Source organism: Streptomyces sp. NPDC001663 (assembly GCF_042893105.1).
Classification (GTDB): Bacteria; Actinomycetota; Actinomycetes; order Streptomycetales; family Streptomycetaceae; genus Streptomyces.
In genome coordinates, this window is the sequence record NZ_JBIAUR010000003.1 from 197,949 (window position 1) to 212,601 (window position 14,653).

Annotated in this window: 9 protein-coding genes; 8 read left to right on the plus strand and 1 reads right to left on the minus strand. The window is 69.3% G+C overall.

Annotated elements, in window-relative coordinates:
- Positions 1-54: 54 nt before the first annotated feature.
- From ACFY1L_RS11420 to ACFY1L_RS11455, 8 genes are all read left to right on the plus strand, one after another.
- A complete protein-coding gene (locus tag ACFY1L_RS11420; RefSeq protein ID WP_388821661.1) occupies positions 55-1,536 on the plus strand; it encodes a VCBS repeat-containing protein in 1,482 nt (493 codons plus the stop codon).
- Between the two features lie 35 nt (positions 1,537-1,571).
- Positions 1,572-3,053: an FG-GAP-like repeat-containing protein gene (locus ACFY1L_RS11425; protein WP_388821664.1), complete on the plus strand. Its 1,482-nt coding sequence runs from the start codon at positions 1,572-1,574 to the stop codon at positions 3,051-3,053.
- Between the two features lie 58 nt (positions 3,054-3,111).
- Positions 3,112-4,596 carry an FG-GAP-like repeat-containing protein gene (locus tag ACFY1L_RS11430; protein WP_388821667.1) on the plus strand — a complete coding sequence of 495 codons (1,485 nt, stop codon included), beginning with the start codon at positions 3,112-3,114 and terminating at the stop codon, positions 4,594-4,596.
- A gap of 205 nt (positions 4,597-4,801) precedes the next feature.
- Positions 4,802-6,352, plus strand: coding sequence for an alkaline phosphatase D family protein (locus tag ACFY1L_RS11435; RefSeq protein ID WP_388821670.1), 1,551 nt, complete (start codon positions 4,802-4,804; stop codon positions 6,350-6,352).
- Between the two features lie 95 nt (positions 6,353-6,447).
- Positions 6,448-7,617: a hypothetical protein gene (locus tag ACFY1L_RS11440; RefSeq protein WP_388821673.1), complete on the plus strand. Its 1,170-nt coding sequence runs from the start codon at positions 6,448-6,450 to the stop codon at positions 7,615-7,617.
- 183 nt (positions 7,618-7,800) lie between these two features.
- Positions 7,801-9,297 carry an SDR family NAD(P)-dependent oxidoreductase gene (locus ACFY1L_RS11445; protein WP_388821675.1) on the plus strand — a complete coding sequence of 499 codons (1,497 nt, stop codon included), beginning with the start codon at positions 7,801-7,803 and terminating at the stop codon, positions 9,295-9,297.
- 181 nt (positions 9,298-9,478) lie between these two features.
- Positions 9,479-11,587 (plus strand): hypothetical protein, encoded by a 2,109-nt coding sequence (locus ACFY1L_RS11450; protein WP_388821678.1) that lies wholly within the window; start codon positions 9,479-9,481, stop codon positions 11,585-11,587.
- 232 nt (positions 11,588-11,819) lie between these two features.
- Positions 11,820-13,058 carry a glycosyltransferase family 2 protein gene (locus ACFY1L_RS11455; RefSeq protein ID WP_388821680.1) on the plus strand — a complete coding sequence of 413 codons (1,239 nt, stop codon included), beginning with the start codon at positions 11,820-11,822 and terminating at the stop codon, positions 13,056-13,058.
- 24 nt (positions 13,059-13,082) lie between these two features.
- Here ACFY1L_RS11455 and ACFY1L_RS11460 read toward each other — a convergent pair whose 3' ends face one another.
- On the minus strand, positions 13,083-14,465 hold the full coding sequence (locus ACFY1L_RS11460) for a polysaccharide pyruvyl transferase family protein (protein WP_388821683.1): 1,383 nt from the start codon (positions 14,463-14,465) through the stop codon (positions 13,083-13,085).
- Positions 14,466-14,653 lie beyond the last annotated feature (188 nt).

The following is a 14,653-nucleotide window of genomic DNA, read 5'->3' on the forward strand; positions in this document are numbered from 1 at the left end:
TGAGGATCTTGGATCCCTCCGCCGTCAACTGCCCTTCAGACTCCCGGAGTCGACGTGTCCGAGTCCCTTGTTGTGCCCAGATCGCGGCGTGCCCTGGCGGTCGCGATCGCCCTGCTCGCCGGGACGGCCGCCGTGTCGCCGGTCGCGCATGCGCAGTCCTCGACCGTGCAGAGCGTGCGGCAGGACTTCAACGGGGACGGGTACGAGGACCTCGCCACGGGGGCGCCGTACGCCACGGTCGGTGGCAAGAAGAGCGCCGGTTACGTCGCCGTCGTGTACGGCTCCGCGCACGGGCTGAATCTCGCGAGCAAGAAGGTCTTCACGCAGGCGACCTCGGGTGTGCCCGGCACCCCCGAGGCGGGCGACTCCTTCGGCGCCCATCTCACCGCCGGTGACCTGGACGGCGACGGCTACACCGACCTCGTGGTCCCGGCGGCCGGGGAGGAGTGGCAGCAGGGCGGAGTGGCCCGGCACGGCAGCGTGACCGTGCTGTGGGGTGGTGAGAGAGGTCTGTCCGGCGGAACGATCCTGCCGCCGACCGCGCTCCCGTACACGTCCCGGATCACCGCGGGCGACTTCGACGGCGACGGTCATGTCGACCTGGCGCTGGCCGAGGGCGTCAGGTTCGGCCCCTTCACCCGTGGCGGCGCGGCCGCCCGGACCCAGGACATCTCCGTCACCGACGGCGACCAGCAGCTGCTGGATCTGGCGGCCGGGGACGTCGACGGCGACGGCATCACCGATCTCGTGTCGCTCACCGGGCCGTACGACTTCGACGACCCGGAGGACATCAACGTCGGTCACGACCTCCACTATCTGCGCGGCACCCGGGACGGACTCGCCCCGATCACCACGCTCAAGGACAGCCGGGGCCTGGACATCGAGGGCGGCGAGAGCGTCGCGCTCGGCGACCTCGACGGCGACGGCCGCGCCGACGTCGTGTTCGGGCGTCCCTGGTCCGCCAACTCGGGTGACGCGCCTGCCGACCCGCGCAAGTACGGCTCGCGGATCGGCATCGTCTTCGGCACGGCGCAGGGTCCGCAGGCCGGGGATCCGCGCATGATCGACCAGGACACACCCGGCGTGCCCGGCGTCGGGGAGCCGGGCGACCTCTTCGGCGCGGACGTCGCCGTCGGCGACGTGAACGGCGATGGCTACGCCGACATCGCGGTCGGCAACCCCTTCGAGGACTTCTCCGGTGTGACGGACGCCGGCACGGTCGCCGTCATCCCCGGCGGCGCCGCGGGGCCGACCGGCGCCGGCTCGAAGGTGTTCAGCCAGAACACGGCGGGCGTGCCCGGCACCGCGGAGCGCGACGACCGGTTCGGCGAAGCCGTCAGCTTCCTCGACGGCGACCACGACGGTCGCTCCGACCTTGTCGTCGGCGCGCCCGGCGAGAACGCCGACGCCGGCTCGGTCTGGGGCTTCCGTTCGAACGCCTCCGGCGTCACCACCACGGGCTCCGTCTCCTTCGGCGCGACGGCCCTCGGCACGAATCCTCAACTCGCCCGTCTCGGCGGCGAGTTCACGCACTGACCTGCCCAGTAACCCCCCACAACGACAGGAGCACCATGAGCAAGCGCACCTTCGGCCGAGGCATCGGACTCGCGGCAGCGATCGCCGTCGCCGGAGCCGTCGTCACCCCCGTGACCGCGTCCGCCGCCGACGGCGCGGCGGTCACGGCGAAGCCGTCCACCGACTTCAACGGCGACGGCTACGCGGACGTCGCAGTCGCCGCCCCCGGCGCCAAGGTCGACGGCCATGCCCGGGCCGGATACGTGGCGGTGGTGTACGGCTCAGCGCAGGGCGCCGCCCCCTCGCACAAGCAGGTCATCAGCCAGGACACCGCCGGCATACCGGGCGCCGCCGAGACCGACGACCGCTACGGCGACAGCGTCGCCGCCGGTGACCTGAACGGCGACGGCTACGCGGACCTGGTGATCGGCGCGCCCGGCGAGGGAGTCGGCGACGTCACCTACGCGGGCACCCTGGCCGTGGTGTGGGGGAGCGCCCAGGGCCTGTCCGGCGGCACCTCCGTCGCCACCGGCATCACCGACCACCACCTCGACGTGACCTCCGCGCTCGGTGACTTCGACGGCGACGGCCACCTGGACATCGCGACGGGGGACCGGATCCTGTACGGGCCGTTCGACCGCACCACCGGCGCGGCGCGCACGAGTGGCCTCGCGCTCGACTCCGCCGACTACTTCATCGACGACCTGGCTGCCGGTGACGTCGACCACGACGGCATCACCGACCTGGTCGGGCTCATCCACGACTACAGCGACGACGACACGGCCGATCCGGACGCCAAGCACCGTCGCGCGGTCTACGTGCACGGCACGAAGGACGGTTCGGCCGCCCCGGTCACCCTGAAGAACTCCGACGGCACGCTGTTCCGCGGCGGCGAGAGCCTCGGCCTCGGCGACGTGAACAAGGACGGGTACGCCGACCTCGTCATCGGCCGCCCCAACGACGGTTCCGGCGAGTCCACCTCGGTCGACCCCCAGCTGAAGGGCGGTCAGGTGGGCGTCGTGTACGGCTCGGCCGCCGGCCCCGACACCGCGCGTACGACGAACATCACGCAGAACACCGCGGGCGTGCCCGGCGCCTCCGAGTGGGGCGACGGATTCGGCCGGGGCATCTCGGTCGCCGACGTCAACGGCGACGGCTACGCGGACGTCGCCGCCGGGTCTCCGTCCGAGGACCTCGGCAGCGTGTACGGGGCGGGCCAGGTCACCGTCCTGCGCGGCGCCGCCTCCGGCCTCACCGGCACCGGTGCCGTCTCCTTCAACCAGGACACCGCGAACGTCCCGGGCACCGCCGAGCGGAACGACTTCTTCGGCAGCAGCACCGCACTGGTCGACACCAACCACGACGGCCGCGCCGAGCTCTACGTGGGCGCCTCGGGCGAGAACACCTTCGACGGCGCCGTCTGGTCCTTCCGCAACCCCGGCGCCGGTCCCGTCGCCTCCGGGTCGACCAGCTTCGGCGCGGGCACCCTCGGCACCGTCGCGGACGACGCCGGTCTCGGCTCGCACTTCGCCCGCTGACCCGATTTCGGGGCCGACGGCGACCACCTCCTCGTAACGACCGGAACAGGAGAGCGACATGAGCAGACACAGGGGGGCGTGGCGCACGGCTCTCGCCGTCGTCATGGCCGTCACGGGAGCCGTCGCCCTGCCCGCGGCCGACGCCGTCGCCGACAGCGGGCCCGCCACCGCCGAGTTGCGGGACGACTTCAACGGCGACGGTTACGCCGACCTCGTCGTGGCGGCGCCCTCGGCGACCGTCGGCGGCAAGACGCAGGCCGGGTTCGTGGCTGTGCGCTACGGCACCGAGTACGGCTGGGTCACCGGCGCCAAGAAGGTGTTCACGCAGAACAGCGCGGGCGTGCCGGGCACCGCCGAGAAGGGCGACCAGTTCGGCAGCGCGCTCACCACGGCCGACCTCGACAAGGACGGGTACGCCGACCTGATCGTCGGCGTCGGCGGCGAGGACACGGACTCCGCAGGCACCGACTCCGGCTATGTGGAGGTCCTTTGGGGCAGCCCCAACGGGTTGTCCGGCGCCTCCTCCCTGGCCACCGGCAAGAGCGCCTACGACCGCCTCGGTGCAGCGGGTCACCTCGCGGTCGCCGATGTCGACGGCGACGGGGCGACCGATGTGGTGACCGTGCAGAACGAGCACGACCTGCGCGTCCTCAAGGGACCCTTCGGGCGCGACGGTTCGTACGAGGGCGAGCAGGTCGTGAAGGACCAGTACTCCAGCCGCGTCCTGGACCTGGCCGCCGGCGACGTCAACGGCGACGGCATCACCGACATCGCCGCCACCGAGAACGACACGGACGAGTACGACTCCCGCCGGGTCGTCTACTGGCTCGGCACGCACCAGGGCCTGACGCCGTACACCCTGGTCTACGACATCGACGGCGCCGGCCTCCAGGGCGGCGAGAACCTCGCCATCGGCGACATCGACAGGGACGGCTTCGACGACATCGTCGTGGGCCGTGCCGTCGACGGCTACGACAGCGACCTCGACAACCCGTACGTCAAGGGCGGCCGTATCGCCTGGATCCCGGGCACCGCGGACGGACCCGACGGCGTCAGGGCGGTCTTCCTCAACCAGGACAGCGCCGGAGTGCCCGGCACCGCCGAGAAGGGCGACCACTTCGGCACCGACGTGCAGATCGGCGACGTCGACGGCGACGGCTACCCCGACGTGCTCACCGGTGTGCCCGGCGAGGACCTCGGCTCCGTCGCCGACGCGGGCGCCGTCGTCCTCCTGCACGGCAGCGCGGCCGGGCTGACCGGCACCGGCGCCCAGGTCGTCACGCAGAGCACCGGCAACGTGCCCGGGACCGCAGAGAAGGGCGACTTCTTCGGCAAGGCCGTGCACCTCGGCGACTCCAACGGCGACGGGCTTGCGGACGTGGCCGTCGGCGCACCGGGGGAGAACGGCAACTCCGGGTTCGTCTGGCACTTCAAGTCCAGCCCGAACCTCCTCGTGACCCCGAACGCCACCGGCGCCTTCGGCAACACCTGGCTCGGCACCGACGGCACGAACGCCAAATTCGGCTCGAACTTCTCGTACTGAACATCCTTGCGATACGCGTCAATTGAAGTGACGCGAGACCCGTTGTGACCAGAGCACGTTCATTCCGTTGTTCCTGTGTCGCAACGGGTCTTCTGTTGTCTGCCCATTTGTCATGCACGCGAAGGCTCACGTTCAGCGGGTGGACCGCCCGGCTGCGTGAGCTTTCACGTGTCCAAGAGGCCTGCGAGGCAAGGGAGTTCGCCGAATGACCGGAGCAAGCTCGCCCGACCGACGCCGCTTTCTCACCGCCGGGGCCGCCGTCCTCGGTGCCGCCGCCTCCGCCCAGCTGTGGCTGCCGGGCACCGCCCGAGCCGCCGAAACCACCCTGCCCGACGGCGTGTTCAGCCTCGGCGTCGCCTCCGGTGACCCGCTCCACGACGGCATCGTGCTGTGGACCCGGCTCGCCCCGGACCCGCTGAACGGCGGCGGTATGCCCGACAGCGTGATCCCGGTCGAGTGGGAGATCGCCGAGGACGAACGGCTCAGAAAGCCCGTACGCCGGGGCGTCGCCCAGGCCCTGCCCGAGTACGGGCACAGCGTTCACGTCGATGTACGCGGCCTGCGCCCGGGCCGCTCGTACTGGTACCGCTTCCGTGTGAGCGGCCAGATCTCGCCCACCGGCCGCACCCGCACCGCCCCGCACCCGCACAGCAGGGGCGGTTCGCTGCGTGTCGCCCTCGCCTCCTGCCAGAACTGGCAGCACGGCTACTTCACGCCGTACGCCGACATGCTCGAACAGGACCCCGACTTCGTGCTGTTCGTCGGCGACTACATCTACGAGTCCACGCCCTCGTCCGCGGGTCCGCGCCGGCACGAGGGCACGGGGGAGCCGTACACCCTGGTGCAGTACCGCAACCGGTACGCGCAGTACCGCTCCGACCCCGATCTCGCCGCGATGCACGCGAACGCCCCCTGGGTGGTCACCTTCGACGACCACGAGGTCGACAACGACTGGGCCGGCGAGATCCCGCAGGACCCCGACAAGCAGTCGCACGACGCGTTCGTGGCCCGGCTGACGGCGGCCTTCCAGGCGTACTACGAGCACATGCCGGTCCGTGCGACGGCCATCCCGAACGGCCCGCACATCCAGATGTACCGCCGTCTGGAGTTCGGCCGCCTCGCCCGCCTCAACGTGCTCGACACCCGGCAGTTCCGCAGCGACCAGGTGACCAGCCAGGCGGCCGCCGAGAACCCGGCGCTCACGATGCTCGGCGCCGAGCAGAAGGAGTGGCTCCTGGACGGGCTGCAGGACTCGCCCGCCCGCTGGAACCTGATCGCCTCGCAGATAATGATGGCCGAGACCGATCTGCAGATCGGCGAGGGCAAGCTCTGGTACTACGACGCCTGGGACGGCTACCAGGTCGAGCGCAACGCCCTGCTCGAGGACTTCGCCGACATCCGCAACCCGGTCGTGCTCAGCGGCGACCGCCACCTCACGATGATCAGCGACCTCAGGACCGACTACGACGACCCGGACTCCGACGTCGTCGGCGCCGAGTTCGTCGGCACGTCCATCTCCAGCAACGGCGACCAGGACCAGGCCGCCTTCCACGCCCAGTGGGACCCGCTGAAGGCGGACAACCCGCACTGGAAGCTGATCGACGCCCACCGCGGCTACCACCTCTTCGACATCGACCGGAACGGCATCGACGCGCAGGTGCGGGTGGTCGACACGGTCGTACGGCCGACGGCGACGGCGAGCACGCTGGCCGGTCTCCGGGTGGAGAACGGCCGTCCTGGTGTGGAACTCGTCTAGTCGCATGAAGTTTGTGTGACGGGAGCCTGGGACTCATCTGTGTCCCAGGTCTCTCTCAGGTAAGTCTTAGGTGTGCCTCTTACCGTCCCTTAACCATGGAGACGGACTGTACGAGACTGCCCGCGGGCACCCGGCTGCTGCACATCGGCCCGCACAAGACCGGGACGACCTCGATCCAGGGCGCGCTGTTCGCCGCGAAGGACCAACTGCCCGCCTACGGCGTGGAGTTCCCGGCGCACACCCGGCATCCCATGGAGGCCGCGCTGGCCGCCTGTGCCCGCCCGGCGATGATGGGCGACACCGTGCCCACCGACCGGCACTGGACGAAGCTGCTGGAGCAGGTCGGGGCAACCGGCAAGCGCACCTCGGTCGTCAGCAGCGAGTTCTTCGCGGACGCCGAGGACGACGCGACCATCGCCCGGATGGTCGAGCAGCTCGGCGGCGATCGCGTGCACATCCTCGTCACCCTCCGCCCGCTGGCGAAGATCATGCCCTCGCAGTGGCAGCAGTACGTACAGAACGGTCTTCGGCTGGGCTACGAGGACTGGCTGAAGCACATGCTGAAGAAGGCCCCGTACGAGAAGCCCACCCCGAGCTTCTGGCGCCGGCACCGGCACGACCGGCTGGTGGAGCGCTGGGCCCGGGTGGTCGGCCCGGAGCGGATCACCGTGGTCGTGGTCGACGACCGCGACCGGGACGGGCTGATGCGCACCTTCGAGTCGCTGCTCGGACTGCCCGACAATCTCCTGCAGCCGGTTCCGGACGCGGCGAATCGTTCCCTTACTCTCGCCGAGACCGAAATGCTGCGGAATCTTAATAAGGAATTCCGCGGCAATGGACTGCCGGACGAGCTGTATTCCAAGCTCATCCGCAACGGCGCGGTCATGCATATGAAGAACGCGTGCAGCCCCACGCCGCAGGACGTGAAGATCTCGACGCCCCGGTGGGCGGTCGAGGCCGCCGCGGGGACTGCCGCCGAGATGATTGACCGCATCGCTCAAATGGGCGTACGCGTCCTCGGCGATCCGGCACTGTTGTCCGCCGTGCCGAAGCCGTCCGGGCAGGCGTCGGAGCAGGTGTCGGAGGAACCGCGGATCGCGCCCGAGGTGGCGGCGCAGGCTCTCTACGGCGCTCTCGCCGCGGCGGCCGCGGCTCCCGTCCGGCACACCACCCCCGCCAAGGCGCGTACGGTTCACCAGACGTCGTCGGTGGAACTCGTGAAGGTGCTCGGCCACCGTTGTCTGAAGAAGCTGCGACGGCACTGACTCGCTGTGCAGTTACTCACAGCAATTCCAACGGGGCTCACGAAGGCCGTCCCACCGTCACCAGCAGTGCAAGGTGAATGACAGGTTGCGCGCACATATGCAGCGAAGGGCGCTCACCTTGCACAGCGGTAACCGCAAGTGGGACCATTTCGTAGTTCCCTGTCGCCCCAAGGTAGGTCCTCTGTGTCCCAGCACATAGCCAAGCCCCGTACCACCGCAGTAGTCCTGGCCGGTGGTACCGGCCAGCGCGTGGGTCTGTCGATCCCCAAGCAGCTGCTGAAGATCGCCGGCAAGGCAGTCATCGAGCACACCCTGACCACCTTCGAGAAGGCCGACTCGATCGACGACGTCATCGTCCTGATGGCGCCGGGCTACGTCCCCGACATCGAGAAGATCGTCGCCAAGGCCGGGTTCAAGAAGGTCAAGAAGATCATCGAGGGCGGCTCGACCCGGAACGAGACCACCGAGCGAGCCATCGAGGCCCTCGGCGAGGGCCTGGCCGAGGGCGAGGACCTCAACGTCCTGTTCCACGACGCCGTACGTCCCCTGCTGGCGCAGCGCGTGATCGACGACTGCGTGGTCGCGCTGGAGCGCTACCAGGCCGTCGACGTCGCCATCCCGTCCGCGGACACGATCATCGTGACCCGCACGCACGGCGAGGACGGCGAGTTCATCACCGAGATCCCGGACCGCTCCCGGCTGCGCCGCGGCCAGACTCCGCAGGCCTTCAAGCTGTCCACGATTCGGCGCGCCTACGAGGTCGCGGCCGGCGACCCGAACTTCCAGGCCACGGACGACTGCTCCGTCGTACTGAAGTACCTGCCGGACGTGCCGATCCACGTCGTCGCGGGCGACGAGTACAACATGAAGGTCACTCAGCCCGTCGACGTCTTCATCGCCGACAAGCTGTTCCAGCTGGCTTCCACGGCGGCGCCCGAGCAGGTCGATGAGGCCGCGTACCGCGAGCTGCTGACCGGCAAGACGGTCGTGATCTTCGGCGGCTCGTACGGCATCGGCAAGGACATCGCCGAACTCGCCGAGTCCTACGGCTCCAAGGTGTACGCGCTGGGCCGCTCCACCACCGGCACGCACGTGGAGAACCCGGAGGAGGTCGACGACGCGCTGTCCAAGGCGTACGCGGAGACCGGCCGGATCGACTATGTCGTCAACACCGCGGGCGTCCTGCGCATCGGCAAGCTGGCCGAGACCGACAACGCGACCATCGAGGAAGCGCTGAAGGTCAACTACCTGGCGCCGGTGCAGATCGCACGTTCGAGCTACAAGTACCTGTCGGAGACCAAGGGCCAGCTGCTGCTCTACACCTCCAGCAGCTACACCCGCGGTCGCGCCGAGTACAGCCTCTACTCCTCGACCAAGGCCGCCATGGTGAACCTCACCCAGGCCCTGTCCGACGAGTGGGCCGGCGACGGCATCCGCGTCAACTGCATCAACCCGGAGCGCACCGCGACGCCGATGCGCACCAAGGCCTTCGGCCAGGAGCCCGCGGGCTCGCTGCTCTCCTCCGAGGCGGTGGCCCGCACCTCGCTCGACGTGCTGCTGTCCGAGCTGACCGGACACGTCATCGACGTCCGCCAGCAGGACCCGACGGCGGGCGCGGCCAAGGCCTCCGGCTTCGAGCAGGCGCTGGCCTCGGTTCTGGACCGCCAGGACGGCGTGTAATATTCGACGGGAATTAGTCTTCCGTTATTCAGGCCTCTGCTTTCCGGTGTTAATGCAGTGCATTGACCGGGGCTTCGCAGGGGCCTGAATCCGTACACCAGACAAAACACCCGACGAATTGCCACAAATCCTGCGCACTACAGAACAAAACCGGCACTCCCCCTCCCAGAGCAGGTTCTCCGTGATATCCACCGCTATTCGCGTCGCCCGGGTGGGCAGCGCGGCCGAGCTGGCCGCGGCGGCGCTCATGATGCTGGGCTTCCCGGCGCTCATGCTGGCCGCGCTCGTCCCGAGCGTCCCCGCCTTCGCGGCAGCGGCCGCCGTGACGTACCTGGCGGACCACTATCTGCACCGCAAGGGCAGCTACCTGGTCAACCGCCTCAGCAAGGTCCGCGCCGGTCTCTCGATCCGCTTCCTGATCCGAGAACTGCTGCTCATCCTGCTGCTGGCCCGGCTGTCCCTCGCGGACAACCTGATCTACTACGGCGCGGTCGCCTGCTTCATCGCCTTCTACGGCCTCCAGGCCCCGCACGGCGCCCTGGTCACGCTGATCCGCAACCGCCGCCGGATGCCGGTCGCCACCCGCAACGTCGACCTGAAGTCGCGGATCCGCATCCCGGACGCCCCGCCGCGCAGGCTGCTGAACCGCTCGGCCGAGAAGATGCTCCACCTCGACCTCGCGGCCGTCGCCGGCATCCTGGTCGCCGCGGAGATCGAGTCGTCCGTGCCCGGCTTCATCGGCATCGGCGTCACCATCGTCCTGGGCTGCCTGTACGTCCTCGCGCTGATGCCGTACGTCCGCGGCAGCAAGGTCCCGCCGAACGCGGAGAAGGTGCTGGCGGCCGTCGACGACTGGCTGCACGAGTACAAGCCGGAGACGGTGCTCTACTTCTCGGGCTCCAAGGACTCCACGTACCAGGTCAACATGTGGCTGGAGACCATGGAGCAGCTGGACTCCAAGCCGCTGGTCATCCTGCGCGAGCGGGTGATCCTGGCCAACCTGGCGCCCACCACGGTCCCCGTCATCTGCGTGCCCGGCGGTGTGCACCTCATGAACCTGGACCTGTCGAACGTGCGCGTCGCGCTGTACGCGGCCAACGTCGGCAAGAACATCCACCTGCTGCGCGTCCCCACCATGAAGCACGTCTTCATCGGCCACGGCGACAGCGACAAGCTCGCCAGCGTCAACCCGTTCAGCAAGGTGTACGACGAGGTGTGGACCGCCGGGCGGGCGGGCCGCGACCGCTACGCCATCGCCGACGTCGGCGTCCGCGACGACGACATCGTGGAGGTCGGCCGCCCGCAGCTGGCGCCGATCCTGGGCCGGGACGGCGTGCCGGACGGCCAGCGCGGCGGAGCCGCAGACGGACGCTGCCCGACCGTGTTGTACGCCCCCACCTGGGAGGGATGGGACGGCGACCCGGGCAACACCTCGATCGTGCTCGCCGGCGAGAACATCGTGAAGAAGCTGGTGCAGGCCGACCCGCCGGTCCGCGTCCTCTACAAGGCGCACCCGTTCACCGGCACCGTCAGCAAGGAGGCCGGCGCCGCGCACCAGCGCATCGTCGCCCTGGTGGAGAAGGCCGCCGCCGAGCGCGCCGCCGACTCCCGCTTCACCGCCGACGCCGCCGCCCTGGCGCAGGCCAAGGCCGAACTGGCCCGTATCGAGGCCCGATTGGCCGAGCTGTCCGGTACCGGCGGCGAGCGGGGCGACGAGGCCGAGGCCACGCGTGACGGTGTCGTCGACCTCAAGAAGCACGAGGAGGTCGCACGGCTGCGCGGCGAGTGGAACGACGCGTACTGGCGTTCCTTCGGCGCCTTCGAGCACCGTGTCATCTCCGGCGCCGAGCCGCGCCTGTTCGACTGCTTCAACGTCTCCGACGCGATGGTCTCCGACATCTCCAGCGTGGTCTCCGACTTCCTCGCGAGCGGCAAGCCGTACGCGGTCACGGACTCCGCCGAGCTGGGCGTCGAGGAGTTCAAGCGGCAGAACACCGCAGTGCGCGCCGCGACGATCCTGTCCAACAGCGCCGAGGAACTGGGCGAGTTGCTGGCCGCGGTGCGCGACGTGGCCGCCGACCCGCTGGCGGAGGACCGGCTCGAGCTGAAGCAGTACCTGCTCGGCCCGGACGAGCCCACGTCCATCGAGCAGTTCAACAGCGCGGTGGCGAACCTGGCGCTCAAGGCCGAGACGCGCAACCTCGGCCAGGAGTCGCGGGCCGCCGCGGCCGGCACCCCCGGGGCGGACGAGCTCTCGGACGCGCTGTCGGCGCAGCCGCCCACCGCGTGAGAGAGCAGCCCCGCACCGTGTGAAAAAGGTGAGAAGGGCCCGGTTTTCGAGGAGTGATCCTCGAAAACCGGGCCCTTTTACGTATGTTCCGGTGTCCGTAGCTGTCCGTTCACCATGTGACCTGAGTCACGAAAGCGCGGCTTTGAGGCAACCGCTTGCGGGGGTCGGCCGTCTTTCTAAGTAGCGAATGAGGCGATACGGGGGAAATATCCCGTTGATGAGGGGGAAACACGTGACCGTGGCGCAACCTGACGTGACCGTCGTCATAGGTGCGTACGAAGCGATGCCGTACCTGGTCGAGTGCCTTGCATCTGTCGAGGCGCAGACCATCGACCCGGGGCGCATCGAGGTCATCGCGGTGGACGACGGGTCCACGGACGGGACGGGGGAGTACCTGGAGGAGTTCGCGGAGCGCGTGCCCATGTCGGTCACGGTGATCCGGCAGGACAACTCCGGCGGCCCCAGCGGCCCGCGCAACGTCGGCCTGGGCAAGGCCGCCGGGCGCTACGTCTTCTTTCTGGACGCCGACGACCGGCTCGGCCCCGAGGCGCTGGAGCGGATGGTCGCGATGGGCGACCGCAACGGCACGGACGTCGTTCTCGGCCGGGTCGAGGGCATCAACCGCAAGCCGCCGCAGTCGATGTGGGGCAAGACCTTAGAGCGTACGGACGTCTTCTCGTCCAACATCAAGTTCACGCTGAGCGCGCAGAAGCTGTTCCGCCGCGAGTTCCTGGAGCGGCACGGCATGCGCTTCGACGAGTCCCTGTGGACCGGCGAGGACGCGCTGTTCACCATGGAGGCCTATCTGCGGGCGGACGGCGTCTCCGTGCTCGCCGACCACACCTGCTACTACCTGGTGGGCCGCGACGACGGCAAGCACGTGACGAAGAGCGGCAGTTACACCCTGCGCTTCGACTCCGCGCGCGCCCTCATGAACCTGATCGCCGACCTCGTCCCCGCCGGGCCGCGGCGCGACGCGCTCATGATGCGCCCCTTCCTGATCACCCTGCTGCCGCAGTTCGGCCCCAAGTTCCTCAAGGACAGCGAGAAGGTACGGCGGCACAAGTTCGAGCTGGCCAAGCCGCTGATGGAGGAGTTCTGGAACGAGGGCGTCGCCGGCCGCCTCAAGGTCGAGGAGCGACTGCGCCTCCACCTGGTCGCCGAGGAGCAGCCCGAACTCCTCCTCCCCGTCGTGGAGTTCGTCAAGGCGAAGAAGCAGGCGGCCGCCCTCCTGGAGAAGAAGGGCCACCACGTCTACCTCGCCTACCCGCACTTCCGCGACGCGGCGGCGGGCATCCCCGACTCGGTCTACCTCGCCGCCCCGCGCGAGGCCCGCGCCTTCCCGGGCTACCGCGAACACACCACCGCTTCGGTGCTGCGGCGGGCGGTGCGCAAGGCGCGCCGGGTGCTGAAGTCGCGGGTGTCGGCGGGCGGTACGGGTGCGCCGGGCGGGACTGCCGCCGCAGCCTGACGGCGGATCACGGACGGACCGGTGTCACTGCCGGCCCGTCTGCAGCGCCCGGCGGATCGGGCGGCCCACCACACGCCGGGCGCGGCGGTAGACGGACGTGGCCGAGGCCGCCGTGGCAGACCTGGGGTTGCGCTCCAGTTCGCGCTTCAACCGGTCGTTGTCCAGGGACAGTTCGGCGATACGGCTCTGCATCCAGCCGAACCGCGAGGTGAGCGAGGCGAGATCGGCGTCGTTCCAGGGCCGGATGCCCGCCGGGAAGGCCAGCTCCTTCATCCGGGTCTCGAAGGCCGCGCCACCGTCGCCGTGCGTGAACGTGTTCTCCAGGCCGTTCCTGGTCAGGAACGCCGTGAACCGCTCGAAGCGCTCCGGATGACCGCCGGTCAGCCCGCTGAAGTCGGCCTCCTCGTACAGCTGCGCGGGATCCAGGTCCTCGGGCAGCTTGTCGATCCGGCGGTGCGGGATGTCGAAGTAGCGGCACAGCTCCAGCGTCCGTGAGTCGCCGCACAGCACGGTCGCGGGCGTACCCGCCAGCAGCGCCGCGATGTTGCCGTGGATGCGGGAGCCGAACGAGAAGTCGTACCCGCGCAGATCGTCGATCCAGGTCACCGGGTCGACGTAGACACGGACCCTGTCCTCCCGGTACATCGGGTGGTCCGGGTGGGTGGGGCTCGCGGTCACCGCCGCGTTCGGGTGGGACAGGTCCCGCCAGTGCAACTGCCGTGCGTCGCTGAGGTTCTGGCCGATGAAGGTCAGGTGCGGATAGCGGGCACGGGCTCGGTCGATCACCTTGTCCAGGCCCTGCTTCTGCACCGCGCTGTGCGAACCGTTGACCGCGATCCGGGAGTCGGGGGTCAGCTCCAACGCCCGCTTCTGTACGGCCAGTTCCTTGCCGTGCATGAAGAGGGACGGGCAGCCGATGACCTCGACGTCCTTGAAGCCCAGGTCCTTGAGGTACTTCTCGGTGAACTCGCCGCGCACCCCGATCGAGGCACTGCGGTCCAGCACCGCGGAGACGAACTCGCGCACCGACGCCTCCATCGGCTTCAGCCGCGCCGGGTTGTAGCTCAGCCCGGCCTGCGCGCCGATGCCCAGTACGACGACGGGTATCCGCAGCCGGTTGATCAGCCGGGTCAGCCGCTTCAACTGCGGCTCGAACGACGGCCGGAAGGCGTTCGCGAGCGGTACGACGAAGACGTCGTACTCCTCGTTGATCCGTCCCGCGGTGGACACATCGGTCCGGATGCCGTTCGAGACCACCTCAGTGGAGGGTGTCTCGAGGATCTTGTGGGCGGCGTCGCTGAAGATCAGGTTGCCGGAGTTGGTGGCGATGACGTCCTGGTGGAGGGCCTCCTCGATCGGGAAGACGTCGTAGGGGCTCTTGCCCGAGCGGAGGAGGATGCGCTTCACGCGGCGAACTTTAGGTGGCACAGGGTTCAAATTAAGTTTGCTTGCGCTTTGATTTCTATAAGGAACCAGTGCAACCTTTTTGCCGTATGCAACACGTGAGCAACCGGTTACGTGACGCCTGTCCGGGGACTGGACCGATGCGCGGTGCCCGTACCCCTTCGCGTAGATTGCCTGGTGGGGTGGTCCGA

Coding starts and splice junctions, on each gene's coding strand:
- ACFY1L_RS11425 (WP_388821664.1), top strand. CDS start 1,572: ATGAGCAAGCGCACCTTCGGCCGAGGCATCGGACTCGCGGCAGCGATC.
- ACFY1L_RS11430 (WP_388821667.1), top strand. CDS start 3,112: ATGAGCAGACACAGGGGGGCGTGGCGCACGGCTCTCGCCGTCGTCATG.
- ACFY1L_RS11435 (WP_388821670.1), top strand. CDS start 4,802: ATGACCGGAGCAAGCTCGCCCGACCGACGCCGCTTTCTCACCGCCGGG.
- ACFY1L_RS11440 (WP_388821673.1), top strand. CDS start 6,448: ATGGAGACGGACTGTACGAGACTGCCCGCGGGCACCCGGCTGCTGCAC.